Here is a 23678-nt window from a genome sequence, read left to right as displayed (position 1 = left end):
CGGATTCATGATGCCACTATGCGTGACTAGCGTGGCGGGTCCTGGCGTTCCTGCATGGCACGCCGGTACAGCTCGTCGATCTCGTCCAGCGGGTCGGGCGCGCGGTGGCGGGCCTCGATCTCCAGGTCGGCGCGGGAGCGGATCTCCTCGATGCCCTCCCCGGCGTGGTGCACCTGGGCGCGGAGCAGGTCGGCGCGGATGCGGGCGCAGGTGGCGGTGAGCTTGGCCTGGTGCTCGCGGAGCCGGTCGAGCGTGGCGTGGTCGGCGAAGGCGGACACCCGGCGCTGCTGCGCGTACATGCCCAGCTGCGCGTCGTGGATGTCGGCCTGCCGTACCAGCTCGGTCAGCAGGTGCGGCAGCTCGCCCAGCCCCCAGCCGCGGCGCTGGGCCTCCTCCACGGCCTGCCGGGTCAGCCCGACCTCGCGGCGCAGCTCCAGCCGCAGGCGCTCGACCTCGGCGGCCTCCCCGGTGCCCATGGCGTTGACGTGCGTGGTCAGCCGCACGGCGGCCTCACGCCCCTTGAGCGCCGCCTTCCTGCCCAGCTTCACCAGGAAGAAGACTCCCACGCCCAGCATGAGCAGGAAGACCAGGAAGATGATCAGCAGGAACGTCAGGATGTCGATCGGGCCCACCGTCCTTCAGTGGTCATGGTGCGAGCATAGGTCGGCGCCCGGACAAACGAGCGGCGGTGGCCGGGTGGTTCCGCCACGCGCGGATCAGGCCGTGGAGACCCGCCGGGCGCGTCGTCGTCGCCGTATTCGCCGGACGGCCCACCACGCGAACAGGGCCAGCACCACCAGCCCGACGAGCACCAGCACCGGGGCGAAGATCGCCACGAGGCTCATGCCGAGCGAGCCCGCGTCCTCGGCGGCCGACACCACGGGCGCGCCCACGCCAGCCGTGCCGGCGTTGACGACCGGACGGGTGCCCGCCTTCAGGGCGTGGACGGCCAGCGCCACGACGATCCCGGCCAGCCAGCCCACCCACGGGTGCTCGGCCATCCAGGTGGACCGGTCAAGCTCGGCGGCGGCCGCCGTGGCGCTGAAGACCACGCCGCCCGCGGCGGGGCGGACCGCGGTCTGGATCATGTCGTTGACGCTGTCCACGGCCGGGATCTTGTCCAGCACCATCTCCGCGATCAGCAGCACCGCGATGACGGCCAGCACGCCCCAGTTGGACAGCCAGCCGTACTCGCCGGGCAGCCGCACGGCGTCGGTGACGTTGGCCAGGACGCCGACGACCAGCAGCGGGATGTAGGCGTTGAGCCCCGCTGCGGTCGACAGGCCCAGCCCGGTGAGTGCGGCGAGCATGCCCCCAGACTGGCACACGAGACCGGCGATTGGGTCTGTCACAAACGGTCTAGACCATTTATGGTGGCCCCTGTGACGGATTCGGCCAGAATTGTGATCATCGGCGGCGGGGTGGGCGGGGCCTCCATCGCCTACCACCTGACCCGGCTCGGCGAGCGCGACGTCGTGCTCCTCGAACGCGGCGAGCTGACCAGCGGCTCGACCTTCCACTCGGCGGGGCTGGTGGGCCAGCTGCGCGCCGACCCCACGCTGACGCGCATGAACCAGTACTCCGTCGAGCTGTACCGCACGCTGCCCGGCTGGGTGGAGTGCGGCGGCATCAAGCTCGCCTCCACCCCCGAGCGGATGGAGGAGATCCGGCGGCAGATCGGCTGGGCGCGCACGTTCGGCCTGCCGCTGGAGGAGATCTCCGTGGCCGAGGCGGTCGAGTTGTTCCCGCTCATGGACCCGGCGGGCGTCGTGGGCGCCTGCTACCTGCCGACGGACGGCCAGATCGACCCCTCGCAGCTGTGCTACGCGCTGGCCGCCAAGGCGCGCGAGGGCGGGGCGCGCATCCGCACCCGCACCCGGGTGCTCGGCATCGACGTCGAGCGCGGCCGGGTCCGGCGGGTGCGCACCGACCAGGGGGACATCGACTGCGAGATCGTCGTCAACTGCGGCGGCATGTTCGCCCCCGAGATCGGCCGCATGGCCGGGGTGCGCGTCCCCATCGTGCCGATGTCGCACCAGTACGTGGTCACCGAGGCCTTCCACGACCTGTCCGGCCTGCCCACGCTGCGCGACCCCGACCTGCTGGTCTACTACCGCCAGGACGTGCGGGGCCTGGTCATGGGCGGCTACGAGCGCACCTCCAGCCCATGGGTGGACCCGGTGCCCGCCGACTTCAACGGCAAGCTGCTGGCCCCCGACTGGGACCGGTTCGCCGAGATCTCCGAGAACTCCGCCAAGAGGGTGCCGGTGATGGCCGACGTCGGCATCCGCAGCTTCGTCAACGGTCCCGAGGCGTTCACCCCCGACAACGAGTTCTGCCTCGGCGAGACCGAGGTGGGCGGCCTGTTCGTGGCCGCCGGGTTCTGCGCCCACGGCATCGCGGGGGCGGGCGGCGTCGGCCTGGTCATGGCCGAGTGGATCGTCCAGGGCGAGCCCACCTGGGACCTGTGGCACATGGACATCCGCCGGTTCGGCCCGCAGTACCGCTCGCCCTCCTACACCCGCAAGCGCGTGGTGGAGAACTACGAGACCTACTACGACATCCGCTACCCCGGCCACGAGCGGCAGGCCGGACGCCCGCTGCGGGTCTCCCCGGTGTACGGCTGGCACCGCGAGCACGGCGCGGTGTTCGGCGAGAAGGCCGGATGGGAGCGCGTGAACTACTACGCCGCCAACGAGACCGAGGAAGGGCGGCGCCCGGACGGCTGGGCCGGACGCCACTGGTCGCCCGCGATCGGCGTGGAGCACCGGGCCACCAGGACCACGGCCGGGCTGTTCGACGAGACCTCCTTCGCCAAGATCGAGGTCACCGGGCCCGACGCCGCCGAGCTGCTGGAATGGGTCTGCGACAACCGGGTGGCCCGCGAGGTGGGCGCGGTCACCTACACCCAGGCGCTCAACCGGCGCGGCGGCATCGAGTGCGACTTCACCGTCACCCGGCGCGGCGAGGACGACTTCCTCGTCGTCACCGGCACCGCGTTCGGCTCCCACGACCTGGGCTGGCTGCGTAAGCAGGCCCGCGCCCGCGGCGCCGCCGTCCGCATCGCCGACGTCACCAGCCGTCACGCCTGCTTCGCCCTGTGGGGCCCGAAGGCGCGCGACATCCTGTCCCAGCTCACCGACGACCCGCTGACTTTCCCGTTCATGACCGCCCGCGAGCTGACCGTGGGCGACGTGCCGGTGCTGGCGCTGCGGGTGACGTTCGCAGGCGAGCTCGGCTGGGAGCTGTACTGCCCGATGGAGTACGGCATGGCGCTGTGGCGCGAGCTGTGGGCGGCGGGCCGGCCGTACGGCATGGTCGCCGGGGGCTACCGCGCGATCGACACGCTGCGCCTGGAGAAGGGCTACCGGGTCTGGGGCGCGGACATCGGCCCGGAGACCACGCCGCATGAGGCGGGGCTGGGGTTCTGCGTCAGGATGGACAAGGACTTCCTCGGCAGGGACGCGCTCGATCCGGACCCCGAGCGCAGGCTGCGGTGCATCACGCTGGCCGATCCGCGCATGGTCGCGCTCGGCAACGAGCCGGTCCGGGTCGGCGGCGAGGTGGCCGGGCGGGTCACCTCGGGCGGTTTCGGGCACACGGTGGGCGCGTCCATCGCGTACGCCTACCTGCCGGTCGGGCCGGGGACGGAGGTGACGGTCGAGCTGTTCGGCGTTGAGGTGGACGGGGTGGTGGCGCGCGAGCCGCTGTTCGACCCGGAAGGGGAGCGCGTGCGGGCCTAGGAGACCGGGAAGACCATGATCAGCATGTGCGGCGGGTCGCCGGTGGCGTGGCGGGGCTCGCGGTGGTGGACCCGGACGCGGTAGTCGCCCTTGCCGTGGAAGGCCAGGTTGGGCAGCGGTTCGCGGCCTGCGGGCCGCGGCTCGATGAGGCCCGTCGGGCTGTGGTAGTCCAGCTCCACGACCCGGTCCCAGCCTTTGGTCTCCAGGGGCGGGCGGCGCCGGTAGGCCTCGGCGGTCAGGCAGACCTCGCCCGGCAGGTATATCGCGAGGTGTCCGGGGATGGCGGCGACCAGGCCGTGGGCCGTCAACCGCTCGTGGACACCGTCCTCGTAGAGGTCGGGCTGGTCCGGGCCGTCCTCCCAGACCTCGATGATGTCGGCCTCGGACCACACCCGGTCGCGGTACGCGCGCACCGGCTTGATCAGCGGGCGGTGCCGCCGGGCGTCGCAGGCCCGCTGCACCGCCGCGTCCATGGCCGCGATCTCGGCCTCCTCCCGGGCGATCTCCCGCTCGATGTCGGCCGCGGCCGGTGGGCAGATCGGGGCGATCAGGAACGCCTCGTCGCGGGTCGCCGGGTAGGCGGCGCACCTCGCCCTGCCGTACGCCAGGGCGAGGTGTCGGCGACCTCGGTGAAGCGTCCCTCCGCGCGGGCCTGGCACAGGTAGGCGCGTTCGCCCGTGGTGTCCGAGCAGGGGCCGTCGGTGATGGGGCCGATGCTCATGTCCGCCACCGGGAGCCAGGCCAGGACGGAAAGCGCCGCCACCGCGGGAGCCGCCCTGCGGACCCGGGCCCGGCGCTTCGGGACGCGGACGGCGGCCAGCATGCACAGGGCGGCGAGCGTCGGGGCGAGGTAGACCTCCAGGTAGAACCGCACCCCCACCCAACGACCCCACGTGTCGAAGCAGCTCCTGTCCATCCCGACGTCCAGCAGGATGCCGAACGGCACGAGGCCGTAGGCCAGCAGCAGGCACGCCGCCAGGACCCGGGTGGCGATCCGCCCCGGGCGAGGCGGCCACCACTGCGTCAGCAGGCCGAGGAGTACGGCGGGCGCCCCGCCGTACCAGAACACCCGCCGGAGGAGCCACGCCACGTCGCCCAGGGCGTAGGACGCCTCGTGTCCCCAGCAGAAGCCGTAGGTGAACATGAACAGCTCACGCGGCTGGAGGGACAGCGCCAGCCCGGCCGCGGACGAGAGGACGGCGGCGGCCCACCACAAGCGCGATCTCCACAAGATCATTGGCTGACGCTGCTGCGCACCGAGATGCGGACCCGGTCGGGGCGGAACAGGTCGCGGGCGAACTCCACCGGGACGCCCGAGGCGGCGAAGGCCGTGCGCTCAATCAGCATGAGCGGCGAGCCCGGCTCGATCTCCAGCTCGGCCGCCTCCGCCGGGCCGGCGACGACCGGCTCCAGGTGCTCGTGCGCGGTGCGGGGCGGCATGCCGTACCGGATCTCCAGCAGGGCGTAGAGCGAGCCGAGCAGGTCCTGCTCCAGCAGGTCGGGGAAGCGGGAGGCGGGGAAGAACGAGCGCTCGAGCGCCACCGGCCCGGCCCCGGCGGAGCGGACCCGGACGATCTCGTGGACCTGCGAGCGCGGCTCCAGGCCCAGCGCGCGGGCCACCGGGGCGGGCGCGGGCATGGTCGCGGCGGTCACCACCCTGGCCTCGGCCTTGCGGTGCGCCCGGCGCATCTGCTCGGTGAACCCCGCCAGGCCCGTCAGGTCGCACTCCACCCGCGGCTCGGCCACGAACGCCCCGCCCGCCCTGCCCGGCAGCCGCACCAGCACCCCGCGGCGTTCGAGGGAGTCCAGTGCCTGCCGCAGCGTCATCCGGCTCACGCCCAGCCGCGCGGCCAGCTCCCGCTCGCCCGGCAGCCGGTCGCCCGGCGCCATCTCCCCGGCCGCGATGGAGTCCAGCAGCCATCGCTCGATCTGCGCGTGGGCCGGAACCCCCGCGCCGCGATCGAGCTCGATGGGCTCCACCGGGTCACTCCGAGGACAGCCGGGCCAGCCGGTCCACCGTGTCGGCGAGCCCGCTCATCATCTCGTACACCACCTCGCGGGCGGGCCTGACCTGGCGCAGCTGGCCCACCACCTGGCCGACGTAGTAGGTGGCCAGCTCCAGCGCGCCCGCCTCGCCGCGGTCGGCCGCCGCGTCGACGCCGGGCATCACGCCCTCGGCCAGGAGCAGCTGCAGCGGCATGCCGAGCGGGCCGGGGCTCTCGGGGGCGTCGTCCCACTCCTCGGTCCAGGCGGACCTGAGCTGGCGGGCGGGCTTGCCGGTGCGCGAACGCGAGCGCACGGTGTCGAGGGAGGAGGCGGCGAGCATCTTGCGCTTGACCGCCTGCGGGGTCTCGGCCTCCTCGGTGGTCAGCCACACCGACCCGCACCACACGCCCTCCGCGCCCAGGGCCAGGGCGGCGGCCACCTGGCGGCCGTCGGCGATGCCGCCCGCCGCCAGCACGGGGACGGGCGCCACGGCATCGACGACCTGCGGCACCAGCACCATCGTGGACACCTCGCCGGTGTGCCCGCCCGCCTCGGTGCCCTGGGCGACGACGAGGTCCACCCCGGCCTCGACCTGCCGCCTGGCGTGCTCGACCGAGCCGACCAGCGCGGCCACCGGCACCCCGGCCTCGCGCGCCAGCCTCACCATCTCGGGCGGCGGCGGGCCCAGCGCGCTGGCGATGAGCCGGATCGGATGCCCCAGCGCCACCTCGATCAGGCCCGTCGCGCCGGGTCCGGTGACCCGCCGGGCGACCTCGTCGGCCGCGCCAGCCAGAGGCCTTGCGGGGGCGGCCACGCCGTACTTGGCCAGCAGGTGGGCGACGAAGTCGCGGTGCCGTTCGGGGATCAGATCGGCCACGCCGCGTGCCGCCCCGGCGTCGAGCTTGCCGGGGACGAGCACGTCCACGCCGTACGGCCGGCCGCCGACCTGGGCGTCGATCCAGGACAGCTCGGCGTCGAGCCGCTCGGGGGAGTAGGCGACGGCTCCCAGGACGCCGAACCCGCCCGCGTTCGTGACGGCGGCGACCACGTCCCGGCAGTGGCTGAAGGCGAACAGGGGGAAGTCGATGCCGAAGCGTTCGGTGACGGCGGTCCGCATGGCGTGACGTTAACCCCCCGGGGCGGGGCGCGTCATCAGGTAGGGATCAGGCGGGGCGTTCCAGGGCGGCGACGCCGGGGGCGCGCCAGCCGTCCTGCGGCGAGTACGTCCGCACGACCCTGGCCGGAACCCCCGCGATGACGCTGTGGTCGGGGAACTCCCCGCGCACCACCGCGCCGCCGGCCACCACGCACTGGCGCCCGATCCGCGACCCGGGCAGGATGATCGCCCCCGTGCCCAGCCACGAGCCGCTGCCGATCGACACCGGGTTGTTGCGCGGCCACTGCCGGCCGATGGGGATCTCCGGGTCGTCGTAGACGTGGTTCTGGTCGGTGATGTACACGTACGGCCCGGTGAACACGTCGTCCCCGATGTCGATCGACTGGTGCCCCACGATGTGCGTGCCCCTGCCGATCGAGCAGCCCGAGCCGATGCGCACGATCGGGTCCGGGCCCAGGTCCGGCCCCGGCACCATGCCGCAGGAGATCGAGACGCGCTCGCCGATCAGCGTGTGGTCGCCGATCTCGATCCACTGCTCGCCGAAGATCGCACCGGGCGGGAAGGCGATGCTGGCTCCCTGGCCGAGGCGGCGGAAGCGGTAGCCGGCCGGGCTGGCCGGGGTGATCGTCCCGGCTTTCCGGATCCATGCGTATGCGCGGTGAATGAGCGCGCCGACTACTGACATAAGGCACAAAGTTACCGCTTGGTTCAGGTGTTCACGCATGTGGAGGACACCCTTTGATATCCTGAGAGCCCGTGGAAACTTCGGCCACACCTCGAGCCACGGGAGCCCCTTTGCGCAGCGCATCGCAAACCAAGCATCTGTTCGTCACCGGCGGTGTCGCCTCCAGTCTCGGCAAGGGGCTCACAGCGTCCAGCCTCGGCAGGCTGCTCAAGGCTCGGGGTCTCCGGGTCACGATGCAGAAGCTCGACCCCTACCTCAACGTCGACCCGGGCACGATGAACCCCTTCCAGCACGGCGAGGTGTTCGTCACCGACGACGGCGCCGAGACCGACCTGGACGTCGGCCACTACGAGCGCTTCCTCGACACCGACCTGCACGGCAGCGCCAACGTCACCACAGGGCAGATCTACGCAGGCGTCATCGCCAAGGAGCGGCGCGGCGAGTACCTGGGCGACACCGTCCAGGTCATCCCGCACATCACCAACGAGATCAAGGACCGCATCCGCGGCATGGCCGGCCCCGACGTCGACGTGGTCATCACCGAGGTGGGCGGCACCGTGGGCGACATCGAGTCGCTGCCGTTCCTGGAGGCCGTGCGCCAGATCCGCCACGAGGTCGGCCGCGACAACGTCTTCTTCCTGCACGTGTCGCTCCTGCCGTACATCGGGCCGAGCGGGGAGCTGAAGACCAAGCCGACCCAGCACAGCGTGGCCGCGCTGCGCAGCATCGGCATCCAGCCCGACGCGATCGTGTGCCGCAGCGACCGGCCCATCACCACCAGCCTCAAGCGCAAGATCTCGCTCATGTGCGACGTGGACGAGGACGCCGTGGTCAGCGCCGTCGACGCCGCCTCCATCTACGACATCCCCAAGGTCCTGCACGCCGAGGGCCTGGACGCCTACGTCGTGCGGCGCCTGGGCCTGCCGTTCCGCGACGTGGACTGGAAGGAGTGGGACCAGCTCCTGCGCCGCGTCCACCGGCCCGGCAAGGAAGTGACCATCGCGCTGGTCGGCAAGTACATCGACCTGCCCGACGCCTACCTGAGCGTCACCGAGGCCCTGCGCGCCGGCGGCTTCGCCAACGACGCCCGCGTCAACATCCGCTGGGTCAAGTCCGACGACTGCGAGACCCCCGAGGGCGCCGAGCGCGAGCTGGAGGGCGTCGACGGCGTGCTGGTGCCCGGCGGCTTCGGCGTGCGCGGCATCGAGGGCAAGGTGGGCGCGATCCGCCACGCCCGCGAGAACAGGATCCCGCTGCTGGGCATCTGCCTGGGCATGCAGTGCATGGTCATCGAGGCGGCCCGCCACCTGGCCGGGCTCGACGGCGCCAACAGCGCCGAGTTCGACCCCGACACCAAGCACCCGGTCATCTCCACCATGGCCGACCAGGAGGACGTCGTCGCCGGCGAGCGCGACATGGGCGGCACCATGCGCCTGGGCCTGTACACCGCCAACCTGGGCGAGGGCACCCTGGCCCGGCAGCTGTACGGCAGGGCCAGGGCCGACGAGCGCCACCGCCACCGCTACGAGGTCAACAACTCCTACCGCGAGCAGCTGGAGAAGGTCGGCCTGGTGTTCTCCGGCCTGTCGCCCGACGGCCGCCTGGTGGAGTACACCGAGCTGCCGCCCGAGATGCACCCGTTCTTCATCGGCACCCAGGCCCACCCGGAGTTCCGCTCCCGCCCCACCCGCGCGCACCCGCTGTTCAAGGGCCTGGTCGCGGCGGCGCTGGCGGGTCAGAAGTGATCATCGAGGACCAGCCCGAGGAGTGGCCGGTCGCCGCCACCAAGGAGCACTTCCGGGGATACGTGATCGGCGTGCGCACCGACAGCGTCCGCATGCCGCGCGATGAGGTCGCCGACCGCGACTACGTCGAGCACCCCGGCGCGGTGGCGGTCCTGGCGCTGGACGACCGGCGGCGCGTGCTGCTGATCAGGCAGTACCGCCACCCGGTGCGCCACCTGCTGTGGGAGCTGCCGGCCGGCATCCGCGACGTCGAGGGCGAGCCGCTGGCCGAGACCGCCGCGCGGGAGCTGGCCGAGGAGGCCGGCTACCGCGCCGCCACCTGGCACACGCTGCTGGACCTGATGACCTCCCCCGGCATGACCGACGAGCGCATCAGGATCTTCCTGGCCAGAGACCTGGAGCCGTTCGACAGCGGCTACGAACACCGGCACGAGGAGGTCGACATGCCGGTGGAGTGGGTTCCACTGGATGAGGCCGTGCAGAAGGTACTCTCGGGAAAGATCCACAATTCTCCGGCCGTGGCCGGTATCCTCGCCGCATACGCGGCCGAGGCGGACGGGTTCGCCGGGCTGCGGCCTGCCGACGCACCGGAGGCGTAGGGGCGGGGCCCGCCCCGGGGGAGGGGAGGAGGACCTCGTGGAGGCGGTGCTCTCCAGCTATCTCGCCCACCTGGCGGTGGAGCGGGGCCTGGCCGCGAACACGCTCGCCTCCTACCGCCGGGACCTGCAGCGCTACGTCGAGCACCTGCGCGGCCTGGGCCGCAAGGAGCTGGACGAGGTCGGCGAGGCCGACGTGCAGGCGTTCCTGTCGGCGCTGCGCGAGGGCGACGGCCGCCACCCCGCGCTGGTGGCCAGCTCCGCCGCCCGCGCCGTCTCCGCCGTACGCGGCCTGCACCGCTTCGCGCTGCGCGAGGGGGTGGCCGCGCACGACCCGGCCCACGAGGTGCGCCCGCCGCGCCAGCTGCGCCGCCTGCCCAAGGCCATCTCGGTGGCCGAGGTCGAACGGCTCATCGCCGCCTCCGGACCCGAGGGGGCGCCGCTCACCCTGCGCAACCGCGCCCTGCTGGAGACCCTGTACGGCACCGGCGCCCGCATCTCCGAGGCCGTCGGCCTGGCCGTGGACGACCTGGAGCAGGATCAGGTACGGCTGCGCGGCAAGGGCGGCCGCACCCGGGTGGTGCCGATCGGCCGCTACGCCCGCGAGGCGCTCGACGCCTACCTGGTGCGCGCCCGGCCCGCCCTGGCCCCCCGCTCTCCCGCGCTGTTCCTCAACGCCCGCGGCGGGCGGCTCACCCGGCAGGGCGCCTGGGAGGTGCTGCAGGCCGCGGCGGAACGAGCCGGGCTTGCCGGCATCTCTCCCCACGTCCTGCGGCATTCGTTCGCAACTCACCTCATCGACGGCGGCGCCGACGTTAGGGTGGTTCAGGAACTGCTCGGCCACGCCTCGGTGACGACCACCCAGGTCTACACCCTGGTGACGGTCGACAGGCTCCGCGAGGTCTATGCCGCGGCGCACCCCCGCGCCCGGCAGTGATCTATAGTCTTCGACGTGCGGTGATGCGGCGCGCCGTCTTGCCGCATAAGTCTTGACGCCTTAGTGTCCGTCCGGACGGTCCGGTTCGGGATCGTCAGGGAGGTTCGAGCTGGTGACTGTGTCTGGTGCCAACATCAATGGCAACGGTTCGACCCCGGGGACCCCCGAGAATCCCTGGGGTGACACGAAGACCGAAACCGCCGCACGCGGCGCCAATCTCGGGCCTACCGGGCGGCCGCGCCCGGTGTTCCCCGAGCCCGTCCGTCCCGAGACGCACGGGCCCGCCCGCGTCGTGGCGATGGTCAACCAGAAGGGCGGGGTCGGCAAGACCACCACGACCATCAACCTCGGCGCCGCCCTCGTGGAGTACGGGCTGAAGGTCCTGCTGGTCGACTTCGACCCGCAGGGCGCGCTGTCGATCGGGCTGGGCATCAACCCCCTGCAGCTCGACCTGACGGTCTACAACCTGCTCATGGAGCGCGACGTCTCGGCCGAGGACGTGCTGCTGCAGACCGGCGTGGAGGGCCTGGACCTGCTGCCGTGCAACATCGACCTGTCGGCCGCCGAGGTGCAGCTCGTCACCGAGGTCGCCCGCGAGCAGGTGCTGGGGCGCGTGCTCAAGCCGCTGCTGCCCCACTACGACGTCTGCCTGATCGACTGCCAGCCGTCGCTGGGCCTGCTCACCATCAACGCGCTGACCTGCGCCCACGGCGTCATCGTGCCGCTGGAGTGCGAGTTCTTCGCCCTGCGCGGCGTGGCCCTGCTCATGGACACCATCACCAAGGTCCAGGAGCGGCTCAACGACGGCCTGGAGATCGAGGGCCTGCTGGCCACCATGTACGACGCCCGCACCCTGCACGGCCGCGAGGTGCTCGCCCGCGTGGTGGAGGCCTTCGGCGACAAGGTGTTCCACACGGTGATCAACCGGACGGTGCGCTTCCCCGACGCGACCGTGGCCGGGGAGCCCATCACCAGCTTCGACCCCACCTCGCTCGGCGCCAACGCCTACCGGGAGCTGGCCCGCGAGGTGCTCGCGCGCTGGCGCGCGCCTGCGACAATAGCCGGGTGACTCCACCGGCCGAGCAGCAGGGCTTCCAGGTCCACCTGGACGTCTTCGAGGGTCCCTTCGACCTGCTGCTCGGGCTGATCTCCAAGCACAAGCTGGACATCACGGAAGTCTCGCTGTCCCAGGTCACCGACGAGTTCATCGCCTACATCCGCTCGCGGGGGCCCGAGTGGGACCTCGACCAGGCCAGCCACTTCCTGCTGGTGGCCGCCACCCTGCTCGACCTCAAGGCCGCGCGCCTGCTGCCCCAGGGCGAGGTCGAGGACGAGGAGGACCTGGCGCTGCTGGAGGCGCGCGACCTGCTGTTCGCGCGGCTGCTGCAGTACAAGGCCTACAAGGAGGTCGCCAAGATCTTCGCAGGGCGGATGGCGGAGGAGGCGCTGCGCTTCCCCCGCGCCGTGCCGATGGAGCCCGCCTTCGCCGGCCTCCTGCCCGAGCTGGTGCTGGGCATCGGGCCCGAGGAGCTGGCCAGGATCGCCGCCCGCGCCTTCACCCCCAAGGCGCCGCCGACCGTCAACGTCGCGCACATCTACCAGCCGCTGGCCAGCGTCCGCGAGCAGGCCGCCATCCTGGTGGCCCGGCTGCGGCGCGTGCGCACGGCCACCTTCCGCGCGCTGACCGCCGACTGCGCGGGCACCTACGAGATCATCGCCCGCTTCCTGGCGGTGCTGGAGCTGTTCAGGGAGTCGGCGGTGACCTTCGAGCAGCTGGAGCCGCTGGGTGAGCTCCACGTGACCTGGACCGGCAGCGACGACGGCGACGTGGCCGTGGGCGACGACTACGAAGAGGGCCACGAACAGAGCGCGGAGAGGAAAGCCGATGAGTGACAGCCTCGACGACCTGCCCGGCCCCCGGAGCTCCCCCGAGCAGGAACCCGGCGGCTGGGAGGAGCCCGCGGAGCAGGGGCCCGGCCTGCGCGCGGCACTGGAGGCCATCCTCATGGTGGTCGACGAGCCCGTGGCCGAGGTGACGCTGGCCCAGGTGCTGGAGCGGCCCACCCACGAGGTGGCCGAGGCGCTGCGCGGCCTGTCGGAGGAATACACCGCGGCCGGACGGGGTTTCGATCTGAGACAGGTCGCAGGAGGCTGGCGGTTTTATACGCGGGCCGACTGCGCGCCGGTCGTCGAACGGTTCGTCCGCGACGGCCAGCAGACGCGGCTGACCCAGGCCGCGCTGGAGACCCTCGCCGTCGTGGCCTACCGGCAGCCGGTGAGCCGCGCGAGGGTCGCCGCGGTGCGCGGCGTCAACAGCGACGGCGTGATGCGCACGCTCGTCGCCAGGGGACTGGTCGAAGAGGCCGGGACCGACCCGGAGAGCCAGGCCGTGCTCTATCGGACAACCTCATACTTCCTCGAGCGACTGGGCCTGAAGAGCCTGGAGGAGCTGCCAGAGCTCGCTCCCTTCCTGCCCGACGACGTCGACGGCATCGAGGACGCCCGGCCGGCCTGACGACAGGGCCCGCCGGCTACGACACTCATAGGAGAACCACACGTGAACAACAGGCGTGGCACCCCGTCCGGTGATGGACGCGGTCGTGGACGCACCGCGCGTCCCGCCTTCCGATCCGACGACTTCCGCGACCGCGACTCCGCTCGCGCCGGACGCGGCGGATCCCGCACCCGGTACGGCACGGCCGACCGGGACCAGCGGCCCTCCGGCGCCCGCGAGGACCGCCGCGAGTACGGCCGCGACACCGGTCGTGACTTCCGCGACCGGCGCGATGTCGAGCGCGACCGCCGCGACCGCCGCGACTTCGGCGGCGACCGGCGCGAGCCCCGCGACCGCCGCGACTTCCGTGACCGGCGTGAGTTCGGCGGGCGGCGTGACTTCGGCGACCGTCCCCGCGAGGACCGACGTGACTTCGGTGGCGACCGGCGCGATTCCCGCGACTTCCGCGACCGTCGCGATTCTCGCGATTTCCGTGACTCCCGCGACTTCCGTGACCGGCGTGAGTTCGGCGGGCGGCGTGACTTCGGCGACCGTCCCCGCGAGGACCGGCGCGAGTACGGCCGCGACGCCGGTCGCGACTACCGCGACCGCCGGGACGTCGAGCGCGGCTCCCGCGACCGGCGCGACTTCGGCGGCGACCGGCGTGAGAGCCCCCGGCGCGACTACGGCGACCGTGGCAGGTCCGCGCCCGTGCGCGAGCCCGCTTCCCCCGGCTCCTTCCGCGGCCGCTTCGGCGGCGCCAGCCGTACCTCCGAGCGCGCCTCCGAGCGCGCCTCCGAGCGCCCGGCCCGGCGTGAGCGTGAGGCGGTCCAGACGATCGGCGGCGACCGTCAGGCGACGCCCCGCCGCGACGCCTTCAAGTCGGCCCGCCAGCCCGTCCGCGACCGCGACTTCTTCCCCGACGACTACGTCGACGAGCGCGACACCACCGAGGTGCCCGACGGCGTGCGGCTGCAGAAGGTCCTCGCCCAGGCGGGCGTGGCCAGCCGCAGGGCGTGCGAGGAGCTGATCGGCGAGGGCCGCGTCACGGTCGACGGCCAGGTGGTGCGCCGCTTCGGCGCCAAGGTCGACCCGGCCAGGCAGGTCATCCACGTCGACGGCAAGCGCATCCCGACCGCGCCCGACCTGGTGTACTACGCCTTCAACAAGCCGATCGGCGTGGTGTCCACGATGGAGGACCCCGAGGGCCGCCCGTGCCTGGCCGACTACGTCGAGGAGCTCGCGCCCCGGCTGTTCCACGTGGGCCGGCTCGACACCGAGACCGAGGGCCTGCTGCTGCTCACCAACGACGGCGAGCTGGCCCACCGGCTGACCCACCCCAGCTACGGCGTGCCGAAGAAGTACTGGGCCAAGGTGCCCGGCCCCATCCCGCGCGACCTGGCCCGGCGGCTCAAGCAGGGCGTCGAGCTCGAAGACGGCCTGGTCAAGGTCGACGACTTCCGGGTCGTGCAGGAGCACGGCCAGCAGGCGCTGGTGGAGGTCGTGCTGCACGAGGGACGTAAGCACGTCGTCCGCCGCCTGCTGGAGCAGGTCGGCCACCGGGTCCTCGACCTGGCCCGCATCGAGTTCGGCCCGATCAAGCTGGGCCGTACCAAGCCGGGCACGCTCAGGGCGCTGACGCTCAAGGAGGTCGGCGACCTGTACGCGGCCGTCAAGCTGTAGTCTGACCTTCGACGATGGAGCCCGCGCGCCCGCGCGCGGGCTCCCCGCCATATGGGGAGGCAACAGGCATGGTCCGGGCGATCCGCGGGGCGATCCAGGTCGAGGCCAACGACCGCGACGCGATCATCGAGGCCACCACCGAGCTGGTCAGCGAGGTGATGCGGCGCAACGACCTCACCCCGGACGACGTGATCAGCGTGCTGTTCACCGCCACGCCCGACCTGACGGCCGAGTTCCCCGCGCTGGCCGCGCGCAAGCTGGGCTTCCACGAGGTGCCGCTGATCTGCTGCACCGAGATCGACGTGCCGGGCGCGCTGCCCCGCGTCGTGCGTCTGATGGCCCACGTCGAGACCGACCGGCCGCGCAGCCGGATCCAGCACGTGTACCTGCGCGGCGCGGTGGTGCTCCGGCAGGACATCGCCCAATGACTACCGCCCCATGACCCAGGCCCCATGAATCAGGACGTCTCCCCATGAACAGGGTCCTCATCCTCGGCACCGGCCTGATCGGCACCTCGATCGCGCTGGCCCTGCGCGCGCAGGACAAGCAGGTGCTGCTGGCCGACCGCGACCTGACCTCGGTACGGCTGGCGCGCGAGCTGGGCGCGGGCGAGGAGTGGCACTACGACCAGAAGGTCGACCTGGCGGTGATCGCCGTGCCGCCCGCCCACGTGGCCAGCGAGCTGAAGGGCCTGCAGGCGCGGGGCGTGGCCCGCTTCTACACCGACGTGGCCAGCGTCAAGGCCGAGCCCATCGCCAGGGCGCGCGAGCTGGGCTGCGACATGACCGCCTACGTCGCCTCCCACCCGCTGGCCGGGCGGGAGAAGTCCGGTCCCGGCGCGGCCCGCGGCGACCTGTTCCTGGGCCGCCCGTGGGCGCTGTGCCCCACCCCCGAGACCTCCCCCGAGGTGCTGAACGAGGTCCTGCACCTGGTGAAGCTGTGCGGGGCCAACCCGGTGGAGGTGGGCGCGGAGGAGCACGACCGGGCGGTCGCCGTGGTCTCCCACGCGCCGCACGTGGCCGCCTCCGCGGTGGCCGCGCGGCTGGCCGAGGCGCCCGACGTCGCGCTGGGCCTGGCGGGGCAGGGCGTCCGCGACGTCACGCGCATCGCCGGCAGCGACCCGGGGCTGTGGCTGGGCATCCTGTCGGGCAACGCCCGGCCGGTCGCCGAGGTGCTCGATGCCGTCGCCCGCGACCTGGCCGAGGCCGCCGAGGCGCTGCGCCACCTGGCCGAGGGCGACCAGAGCGCGGCCGGGCAGGTGACCGAGCTGCTGCGGCGCGGCGTGGCCGGGCACGGCCGCATCCCTGGCAAGCACGGCGGCCCCGCCGCCCGCTACGGCGTCGTCCAGGTGGTCATCGGCGACCGTCCCGGCCAGCTCGCCCGCCTGTTCCAGGTGTGCGAGGAGGTCGGGGTCAACGTCGAGGACGTGCGCCTGGAGCACGCCCCCGGGCTGCCGCTGGGCATGGCCGAGCTGTCGGTCCAGCCCGACGCGGTCGGCGTGCTCACCAAGGCGCTCCACGAGCGCGGCTGGCAGGTGCCCTAGACACCGCCGGCCGGCGCAGCCGCCGGCCGATGTCACATCCGCGCGCGCTCATTCCGTCCATGGAGTGAGTCCGCGATCGAAAGGGATGTGACAATGACTCGGATCATCGTTCTGGGAGGCGGCTACACGGGCGTGACCGCCGCTCTGTCGGTCGCCAGGAGGACCCGCCGCCACGGGGGCCAGGTCACGCTCGTCAACCCCTCGCCCCGCTTCACCGAGCGGCTGCGGCTGCACCAGACCGCCGCCGGGCAGAAGCTGGGCGACCACCTCATCGAGGAGGTGGTCGCCGGCAGCGGCGTGGAGTTCGTGCAGGGCCGCGCCGCCGCCGTCGACCCTCGCCGCCGCGAGGTGAGGCTGGAGGACGGCCGGGTGCTCGGCTACGACAAGCTCGTCTACGCCGCAGGCACCGTCACCGACAGGCACAGCGTGCCGGGCGTGGCCGACCACGCCTACGTCTACGACGACTACGACGGCGCGCTGCGGCTGGCCGAGCGGCTGGCGCGGCTGCGGACCGGCACCGTGGTGGTGGCCGGCGGCGGCCTGACCGGCGTGGAGTCGGCCACCGAGATCGCCGAGGCGCACCCGAACCTGCGCGTGGTGCTGCTGAGCCGTACCCGGCCGGGGTCGATGATGGGCGAGCGCGCCCGCGCCTACATGGAGGCCGCCATGGAGCGGCTGGGCGTGGAGAGCCGCCACGGCGTCGAGGTCGTCAAGGTCCTCCCGGACGCCGTGGAGCTGGCCGGCGGCGAGCTGGTGGCCTCGGACGCCACGCTGTGGACCTCCGGCACGCGCGGGCTGCCGCTGGCCGCCGAGGCGGGCCTGGCGGTGGACGAGCGGGGCCTGATCGTCGTCGACGCGGCGTTGCGGTCGGTCTCGCACCCCGACGTCTACGCCGTCGGCGACGCGGCGGCCATCCGCCAAAGCTACGGCGTGATGCACGGCACCTGCCAGAGCGGCATCCCCACCGCCCTGCACGCGGCCGAGTCCATCGCCAGGGAACTGCGGGGCAGGCGGCCCCGGCCGTTCCGGTTCGGGTACTTCCACCAGCCCGTCTCGCTGGGCCGCAAGGACGCCGTCATCCAGTTCGTCAACCCCGACGACACGCCGCGCCGGGCGTACCTGACGGGACGCTGGGCGGTCCTGTACAAGGAGACCGTCAGCGGCAGCCCGCTGAAGACCTTCCCCCTGCTGAGGCGGGTCGCGCTTCCGGCGCGGCTGGTCTCCCGCAGCGGCGGCAGGCGCAACCCGCTGATCTGACTGCCGCCCTACCCCGAGGCCGCCAGGCATGCCAGCCTGGCCTCCAGCCACGCCGGGACCCGCCGCCTGCGCGCCAGCGCGCGCGGCAGGCGGGGCAGCGCGTCCCGCAGGCCGCCCCGCCGCGCCGTACGGGCCACCACGGGCCAGGGGCGGCGCATGACGGCCGTCAGCAGCGCGTTCCTGGCCGCCAGGGCCCGGCGGCCGTCACGGTCGCGCACGGGTGAGGGGTGGTGGTGGGCGACCACCTCGGCCACGTAGGCCAGCCCCCACCCGGCCGCCGCCAGGTCGATCGCCAGCCGTTCCTCCTCGCCGTAGAAGAACACCACGTCGTCGAACCCGCCCGCCGCCAGGAAGGCGTCCCGGCGCACCACCGCGCCGCACGCCATGAAGCCCAGCACGCTCGGGCCCGGCAGGTCCGGCTCGGTGCCCAGCGGCGAGCCGGCCATCAGGGCGTTCACCGGATCGTCGCGCTCCTGCGGCCCCACCAGCACGCGCCCGGCCAGCACGGCCATGCGGGGATGGCGCTCGAACAGCTCGGCCGCCCTCGCCAGTGCGCCCGGCGCCCACCAGGAGTCGTCGTCGGCGAAGGCGACGTACGGCGTCTCCGCCAGCTCCACCCCCACGTTGCGGGCCGGAGCGCCGCGGTTGGCCGGCAGCTCCACGACCCGCACGTGCGGGAAGCGGCCGCGGACGAAGGCCGGGCTGCCGTCGGCCGAACCGTTGTCGACCAGGATGACCGGGCCCTCGTGGCGCGGCAGCGAGTTCTCCAGCGCCTCGCGACGGTCGCGCGTGGCGACCACCACCGTCACTTCCATCCCGGATACCTACCGGGCGGCCCCCGGCGGAAACGCCTTGCCGGCGAAAACCGGTTCGCGTGAGGAGGGACGTCCCGCCCCCGGGCCGGGGACGGCGATGGTCTGCGGAGGCGGTAGCCTCCTTAAGGTTGAGTCGAGGAGGAGCTCTGTGACCGGACTGGTGGTCGCCGTTGACGGGCCTTCTGGATCGGGCAAGTCGAGTGCGTCGCGGGGCGTGGCCCGCGCCCTCGGGCTGCGCTACCTGGACACCGGCGCGATGTATCGCGCCGTGACCTGGTGGATGCTCCGGCAGGGGGTCGACGTCGACGACCCGCGGGCGGTGGCCGCGAGGGCGGGCGAGCCGGTGCTCGAGTCGGGCACCGACCCCGACAAGCCGACCATCCACGTCGACGGCGTCGACGTCTCGGGCCCCATCAGGGAGGCCGAGGTGACCGCGGCCGTGTCGGCGGTGTCGGCCGTCCCCGAGGTGCGGCGCAGGCTCGTGGCGCTCCAGCGGGAGATCATCGGCTCCGGCGGCATCGTGGTGGAGGGCCGCGACATCGGGTCGGTGGTCGCCCCCGACGCGCCGGTGAAGGTGTACCTCACCGCCAGCGCGCAGGCCCGCGCCCAGCGCCGGGCCGCCGAGCTGGACGGCACGACCGTGGAGGCCCAGCAGGCCGCCCTGGCCCGCCGCGACCAGCTCGACTCGACACGGAAGACGGATCCGCTCTCGATGGCGGCCGACGCCGTCGAGCTCGACACCACCGCGCTGAACCTCGATGAGGTGATCGCCGAGGTGTTGAGGCTGGTGGCGGAGCGGAGGGACACGTTCGGCACGTCGTCCCGAAGCGACCATGCACGCGAGCGCGCCTGACGATCAGGTGCGGTACTCAAAGGATGAAAAATCATGGCAACGGGGGACTCCGGCTGGATTGAGGCCGAGCTCGACGACCTGAAGGTGGACGACCAGCACGCCGACGCGGGCCCGATGCCCGTGGTGGCGATCGTGGGCAGGCCGAACGTCGGCAAGTCGACGTTGGTCAACCGCGTCATCGGCCGCCGCGAGGCGGTCGTGGAGGACGTGCCGGGCGTGACGCGCGACCGCGTGGCCTACGACGCCAACTGGCGCGGCAGGCGGTTCACCGTCGTCGACACCGGCGGCTGGGACCCCGACGCCACCGGAATGGCGCTGCGGATCGCCGAGCAGGCCCAGGTCGCGGTCGAGCTGGCGGACGTGATCGTGTTCGTGGTCGACGCCACGGTCGGGGTCACCGACGCCGACGCCGAGGTCGGCAACGTGCTGCGCCAGTCCGGCAAGCCGGTCATTCTGGCGGTCAACAAGGTCGACAACCAGGCCCTGGAGCTGGAGGCCCACGCCATGTGGTCGCTCGGCCTGGGCCAGCCGTACCCCGTCTCGGCCCTGCACGGCCGGGCCAGCGGCGACCTGCTCGACGTGGTCCTCGACGCGCTGCCCGAGACCCCGGCCGAGACGTTCGGCCAGGAGCGGGGCCCGCACCGGGTGGCGCTGCTGGGCAAGCCGAACGTCGGCAAGTCCTCGCTGCTCAACAAGCTCGCGGGCGAGGAGCGCGTGCTCGTCGACCCCATGGCCGGCACCACCCGCGACCCGGTCGACGAGCTGGTGGAGCTGGGCGGCAAGGTCTGGCGCTTCGTCGACACCGCCGGCATCCGGCGGCGCGACCGCGAGCTGCAGGGGGCCGACTTCTACGCGGCCATGCGCACCCGCGCCGCGCTGGAGCGCTCGGAGGTGGCGGTGGTGCTCATCGACGCCAGCCAGCCGCTCACCGAGCAGGACCTGCGCATCCTGGGGCTGGTCATCGAGTCCGGCCGCGCGCTCGTCGTGGCCTTCAACAAGTGGGACCTGGTCGACGAGGACCGGCGCTACTACCTGGACAAGGAGATCGACCGGCAGCTGGTGCGCATCCCCTGGGCGCTGCGGGTCAACATCTCCGCCAAGACCGGCCGCCACGTGGACCGGCTCGTCCCGGCCATCGAGAAGGCGCTCGACTCCTGGTCCACGCGGGTGCCGACGGCGCGGCTGAACGCCTTCCTGACCGAGCTGGTGCAGCAGACGCCGCCGCCGGTGCGGGGCGGCAAGCAGCCGAAGATCCTCTTCGCCACGCAGGCCGCCGTCCAGCCGCCGAAGTTCGTGCTGTTCACCTCCGGGTGGCTGGAGGAGACCTACCGGCGCTTCATCGAGCGGCGCATCCGGGAGGAGTTCGGCTTCGCCGGGTCGCCGATCGACATCACCATGAAGATCCGGGAGAAGCGCAAGAAGTGACTACTCGGGGTGGTTGCCGTGCGCGTCGCCGATCGCGTACGGCGAGCCGTACCCCTCGTAGGCCAGGTGCGCCGTCATCCCCTGGGCGGCGTGCAGCAGCTCGTGGCAGTGGAACAGCCACACGCCGGGGTTGCCGGCCCTGAGCGCGACCACCCACACCTCGCCCGGTGCGACGTCGAAGCTGTCCATCCACAGTGGCCCGGCCGGCGCCCCGTCGCGTGACAGCACCAGCACGTGGTGCCCGTGCGGGTGCATGGGATGGTGGTCGCCGCTGCGGTTGACCAGCGTGAGGCGCACCCATTCGCCCCGCCGTACCACCAGGGGCGGCACGCGCGGCCACACCCGCCCGTCGACGGTGTGCGACAGCTGGGGCAGGCCGTCGCGCAGGGCCAGCAGCCGGTCCAGCACCCAGGTCTCCTGCCTGGCGAAGGAGGCGGGCGGGACGGCGGAGCCCGTGGCGTACCGGGTGATGTCCAGCGGCGGCCCCGCCGGGGCGCGCCGCGGCTCGCCGTGGCCGAGGGCCAGCATCGGCCGCCCGCCCGCCGTCAGCAGCACCGGCCCGGCGGGCATGGTGAAGGCCAGGTCGTAGCGGCCGCCCGCGGCCAGCGGCAGGCGCTCGGCGGTCAGCTCGCGCCCGCTCACCTCGACCCCGTCCACGGCGGCGATCCGGTACGGCACGCCGTCCAGGGCGAGGGTGTGCGGGATGTTGTCGGTGTTGACGACACGCAGGCGTACGGCGGTGCCGGGAGCGGGCGCCTGGCGCGTCCCGCCCTCGACGAGCGAGGTGAGCTCGCCGAAGGTGTGCAGCAGCACGGGGCGGTCGAAGCCGCCGGGCGGGGCGGCGTCCACGACGAACGCGCCGAACAGCCCGCGCTGCAGGCCGGTGTTGGGCGTCTCGTGCGTGTGGTACCAGTAGTCCCGGGCTGCTGGGCGGTGAACCGGTAGACGTGCTCGCCGCCCGGCGCGACGGCGTCCTGGGTGACGCCGGGGACGCCGTCCTCGCCGTTGGGGACGTGGACGCCGTGCCAGTGCAGCGTGACGCCCCGGTCGGGCAGCCGGTTGCGGAGCGTGACCTCGACGTGGTCGCCCTGCCGTACCCGCAGGAGAGGGCCGGGCGCCGTCGCGTTGAAGGTCAGCGCGGGGAAGGGGCGGCCCGAGGGCAGGGTGACCGTCGCCGCCTGGGCGGTGAGCGTGAAGCGGCGAGGGTCGGCGGCGGGCCGGCCGCGGGGCGGCGGTTCGGCGTGCGCGGCGGCCAGGTGGAGGGCGCCGGGCGGGCGCGTGGCCCACATGGCGGTGCCCGCCCAGGCCACGGCGAGCGCGGCGACCACGGCGCCGCTCACGCGCCAGCCGCGTCCCGGCGGCGCGGGCCGCGACCCGGGGGGCCCGGCCACCCTGAACCAGGTGACGGCCGTCGCCCCCGCCACCGCGAGGACCGTCACGGCGGCGAGGTGGGGCGCGGGCGGATAGCCGACGGCGAACGCCATGAAGACGCCCGCCACGGCGGCGTAGGCGCAGGCGAGCACAGGGACGAGCTCGGCGACGCGCGAAGCCTCGGCAGGGTGCGGAGTCTTGGCAGGGTGCGAGGTCGCGCTGGTCGGCTCGCGTGTCTCGATGACCGGTCGCGGGGGAGGTCCGGGCCGGAGGCCGCGGATCCTCCGGGGCAGCAGGCGCGGGAGCGTGACGACGGCGGCGGCCGCGGCGGGCGGCAGGAGGAGCGGCAGCGCCAGCAGCGCCTTCTCGCCCGCGAACCACCATCCGGCCCGGGCGAGCGCCACGACGGCGGCCACCCTCAGCGCGGTGGCGGCCAGGGCGGCGAGCAGCAGCCAGAGCGCCCGGTCCCGGCGGCCGGCCGCCAGCAGCCCGCCCGCCAGCCCCCACAGCACGGCCACCAGCATGACCAGGGCCCGGTCGAGCCCGAGCAGGAGGGCCGTCGTCACCGGCTACACCCGACCGTCACCGGCCACACCCCGCCGCCACAGCTACACCCCGCCGCCACGGGCACACCCCGCCGCTACGGCCACACCCCGCCGCCACGGGCACACCCGATCGCCGCCGGTCACGCCGCGACCGTCAGCCTGGACGCGGCGACGAGGGCCCGCGCGCCGCGGAAGGCCATGACGGAGGCCCACAGCATCACCACTCCCACGATGGCGTGGAAGCCGAAGACGAACAGCGAGGCGGTGGTCGTCCTCTCCTCGGTCGCCCCGAGCGCGGCGGCCAGCGGGAAGATCACGAAGAGCTGGACCAGCGCGAGCAGCAGGGGACCGGCGCACAGCCCGATGATCCTGCCGGAGGCCCGCGCGACGGCCGCCACGATCGTGGTGATCAGCGAGACGACGGGGATGACGAACACGCCGTTCAGGGCGTGCCAGGTGATCGCGGCGCCCTCCTGGCCGGGCGCCGGGCTCGGTCTCTCCATGCCGCCGAACGTCGACAGGTAGAACTGCAGGATCACCAGGGCGAGCTGCACGGCGGTGCAGCCGACCAGGACTTTGCGCATCTCGGGCTCCTTGGGCGGAAACGATGCCCTCATCGTCGGCCCGGGCGTCCGGCGGCGCATGAGTAGCCCATACTCAGTTGCCGCACGCAGAGGGACTGTCTACGATTCCGGCAACACGCTGAAGGAGACGAGTAACCCGGGGACCACGCGGGTCGGAGAGAGCCGCCGGGAGCTGCGAAGGCGGCCCCGCGCCCCCGGGCGAAGACACTCCCGAGTGCGGGGAGGAAATGCCCCGCCGGTCCGACCTCCGTCATCGGGTCGCCACGAGGCCGCCGGCACGGCGGTGAAGGTGCGGTGGC

24 protein-coding genes are annotated in these 23678 nt (G+C 73.3%); 13 read left to right on the top strand and 11 right to left on the bottom strand.

The features are described from left to right. Window positions 1–26: 26 nt before the first annotated feature. Together BSB02_RS02895 and BSB02_RS02890 are read right to left on the bottom strand one after the other, a co-directional pair. Window positions 27–632 carry a hypothetical protein gene (locus BSB02_RS02895; RefSeq protein ID WP_240506135.1) on the bottom strand — a complete coding sequence of 202 codons (606 nt, stop codon included), beginning with the start codon at window positions 630–632 and terminating at the stop codon, window positions 27–29. 84 nt (window positions 633–716) lie between these two features. Next, window positions 717–1310, bottom strand: a complete 594-nt coding sequence (locus BSB02_RS02890) for a DUF4126 domain-containing protein (protein ID WP_084956459.1) — start codon at window positions 1308–1310, stop codon at window positions 717–719. Between the two features lie 72 nt (window positions 1311–1382). Here BSB02_RS02890 and BSB02_RS02885 point away from each other — a divergent pair, with 72 nt between their 5' ends. Further along, window positions 1383–3743, top strand: coding sequence for a GcvT family protein (locus BSB02_RS02885; protein WP_084956943.1), 2361 nt, complete (start codon window positions 1383–1385; stop codon window positions 3741–3743). Here BSB02_RS02885 and BSB02_RS02880 read toward each other — a convergent pair. From BSB02_RS02880 to BSB02_RS02860, 5 genes are all read right to left on the bottom strand, one after another. Continuing rightward, on the bottom strand, window positions 3740–4216 hold the full coding sequence (locus BSB02_RS02880; protein ID WP_084956457.1) for a hypothetical protein: 477 nt from the start codon (window positions 4214–4216) through the stop codon (window positions 3740–3742). The genes BSB02_RS02885 and BSB02_RS02880 overlap by 4 nt on opposite strands. Window positions 4217–4290: 74 nt before the next feature. Beyond that, window positions 4291–4980, bottom strand: coding sequence for a hypothetical protein (locus BSB02_RS02875; RefSeq protein ID WP_143590181.1), 690 nt, complete (start codon window positions 4978–4980; stop codon window positions 4291–4293). Next, complete coding sequence (locus tag BSB02_RS02870) at window positions 4977–5723, bottom strand: GntR family transcriptional regulator (RefSeq protein ID WP_206184484.1); 747 nt, start codon at window positions 5721–5723, stop codon at window positions 4977–4979. The genes BSB02_RS02875 and BSB02_RS02870 overlap by 4 nt, the downstream gene beginning before the upstream one ends. Before the next feature lie 4 nt (window positions 5724–5727). Then, a complete protein-coding gene (locus tag BSB02_RS02865; protein WP_084956453.1) occupies window positions 5728–6846 on the bottom strand; it encodes a nitronate monooxygenase in 1119 nt (372 codons plus the stop codon). A 46-nt stretch (window positions 6847–6892) separates the two neighbouring features. Beyond that, window positions 6893–7531, bottom strand: a complete 639-nt coding sequence (locus BSB02_RS02860; RefSeq protein WP_084956451.1) for an acyltransferase — start codon at window positions 7529–7531, stop codon at window positions 6893–6895. Window positions 7532–7641: 110 nt separating this feature from the next. Here BSB02_RS02860 and BSB02_RS02855 point away from each other — a divergent pair, with 110 nt between their 5' ends. The 10 genes from BSB02_RS02855 (at window position 7642) to BSB02_RS02810 (ending at window position 17786) form a co-directional block, all read left to right on the top strand. Further along, entirely contained in the window at window positions 7642–9276 is a 1635-nt protein-coding gene (locus tag BSB02_RS02855; protein WP_084956449.1) for a CTP synthase, read from the top strand. Next, a complete protein-coding gene (locus BSB02_RS02850; RefSeq protein ID WP_084956940.1) occupies window positions 9276–9875 on the top strand; it encodes an NUDIX domain-containing protein in 600 nt (199 codons plus the stop codon). The genes BSB02_RS02855 and BSB02_RS02850 overlap by 1 nt, the downstream gene beginning before the upstream one ends. A gap of 37 nt (window positions 9876–9912) precedes the next feature. Further along, window positions 9913–10809 (top strand): site-specific tyrosine recombinase XerD, encoded by an 897-nt coding sequence (locus BSB02_RS02845; RefSeq protein ID WP_084956447.1) that lies wholly within the window; start codon window positions 9913–9915, stop codon window positions 10807–10809. A 109-nt stretch (window positions 10810–10918) separates the two neighbouring features. After that, a complete protein-coding gene (locus tag BSB02_RS02840; RefSeq protein ID WP_084956444.1) occupies window positions 10919–11878 on the top strand; it encodes a ParA family protein in 960 nt (319 codons plus the stop codon). Beyond that, window positions 11875–12702, top strand: a complete 828-nt coding sequence (locus BSB02_RS02835) for a segregation and condensation protein A (protein ID WP_084956443.1) — start codon at window positions 11875–11877, stop codon at window positions 12700–12702. The genes BSB02_RS02840 and BSB02_RS02835 overlap by 4 nt, the downstream gene beginning before the upstream one ends. After that, window positions 12695–13324 carry an SMC-Scp complex subunit ScpB gene (gene scpB / locus BSB02_RS02830; protein ID WP_084956441.1) on the top strand — a complete coding sequence of 210 codons (630 nt, stop codon included), beginning with the start codon at window positions 12695–12697 and terminating at the stop codon, window positions 13322–13324. Before BSB02_RS02835 ends, scpB begins: the two co-directional genes overlap by 8 nt. Before the next feature lie 42 nt (window positions 13325–13366). Beyond that, a complete protein-coding gene (locus tag BSB02_RS02825; protein ID WP_084956439.1) occupies window positions 13367–14986 on the top strand; it encodes a pseudouridine synthase in 1620 nt (539 codons plus the stop codon). 68 nt (window positions 14987–15054) lie between these two features. Continuing rightward, on the top strand, window positions 15055–15414 hold the full coding sequence (aroH, locus tag BSB02_RS02820) for a chorismate mutase (protein ID WP_084956438.1): 360 nt from the start codon (window positions 15055–15057) through the stop codon (window positions 15412–15414). A gap of 44 nt (window positions 15415–15458) precedes the next feature. Further along, the gene (locus BSB02_RS02815) at window positions 15459–16529 is read left to right on the top strand and encodes a prephenate dehydrogenase (protein WP_084956436.1); all 1071 of its coding nucleotides are present in this window, start codon (window positions 15459–15461) and stop codon (window positions 16527–16529) included. 93 nt (window positions 16530–16622) lie between these two features. Beyond that, window positions 16623–17786, top strand: a complete 1164-nt coding sequence (locus BSB02_RS02810) for an NAD(P)/FAD-dependent oxidoreductase (protein WP_084956434.1) — start codon at window positions 16623–16625, stop codon at window positions 17784–17786. Between the two features lie 8 nt (window positions 17787–17794). On the opposite strand, the gene BSB02_RS02805 is transcribed toward BSB02_RS02810, so the two are convergent. Beyond that, a complete protein-coding gene (locus BSB02_RS02805; protein WP_084956432.1) occupies window positions 17795–18601 on the bottom strand; it encodes a glycosyltransferase family 2 protein in 807 nt (268 codons plus the stop codon). Window positions 18602–18698: 97 nt separating this feature from the next. On the opposite strand from BSB02_RS02805, the gene cmk reads away from it, so the two are divergent. Further along, on the top strand, window positions 18699–19454 hold the full coding sequence (gene cmk, locus BSB02_RS02800) for a (d)CMP kinase (protein WP_084956430.1): 756 nt from the start codon (window positions 18699–18701) through the stop codon (window positions 19452–19454). A gap of 33 nt (window positions 19455–19487) precedes the next feature. Further along, complete coding sequence (der, locus tag BSB02_RS02795; RefSeq protein ID WP_084956429.1) at window positions 19488–20879, top strand: ribosome biogenesis GTPase Der; 1392 nt, start codon at window positions 19488–19490, stop codon at window positions 20877–20879. Here der and BSB02_RS02790 read toward each other — a convergent pair whose 3' ends face one another. From BSB02_RS02790 to BSB02_RS02780, 3 genes are all read right to left on the bottom strand, one after another. Next, entirely contained in the window at window positions 20880–21557 is a 678-nt protein-coding gene (locus tag BSB02_RS02790) for a multicopper oxidase domain-containing protein (protein ID WP_143590179.1), read from the bottom strand. After that, on the bottom strand, window positions 21518–22816 hold the full coding sequence (locus BSB02_RS02785; RefSeq protein ID WP_084956425.1) for a multicopper oxidase domain-containing protein: 1299 nt from the start codon (window positions 22814–22816) through the stop codon (window positions 21518–21520). The genes BSB02_RS02790 and BSB02_RS02785 overlap by 40 nt, the downstream gene beginning before the upstream one ends. A 119-nt stretch (window positions 22817–22935) precedes the next feature. Beyond that, a complete protein-coding gene (locus BSB02_RS02780; RefSeq protein ID WP_084956423.1) occupies window positions 22936–23379 on the bottom strand; it encodes a hypothetical protein in 444 nt (147 codons plus the stop codon). Window positions 23380–23678: the final 299 nt, after the last annotated feature.

The sequence above is a fragment of the Thermoactinospora rubra genome, assembly GCF_002093975.1.
Lineage (GTDB): Bacteria > Actinomycetota > Actinomycetes > Streptosporangiales > Streptosporangiaceae > Nonomuraea > Nonomuraea rubra_A.
This window is presented reverse-complemented; position numbering and strand designations above follow the sequence as displayed.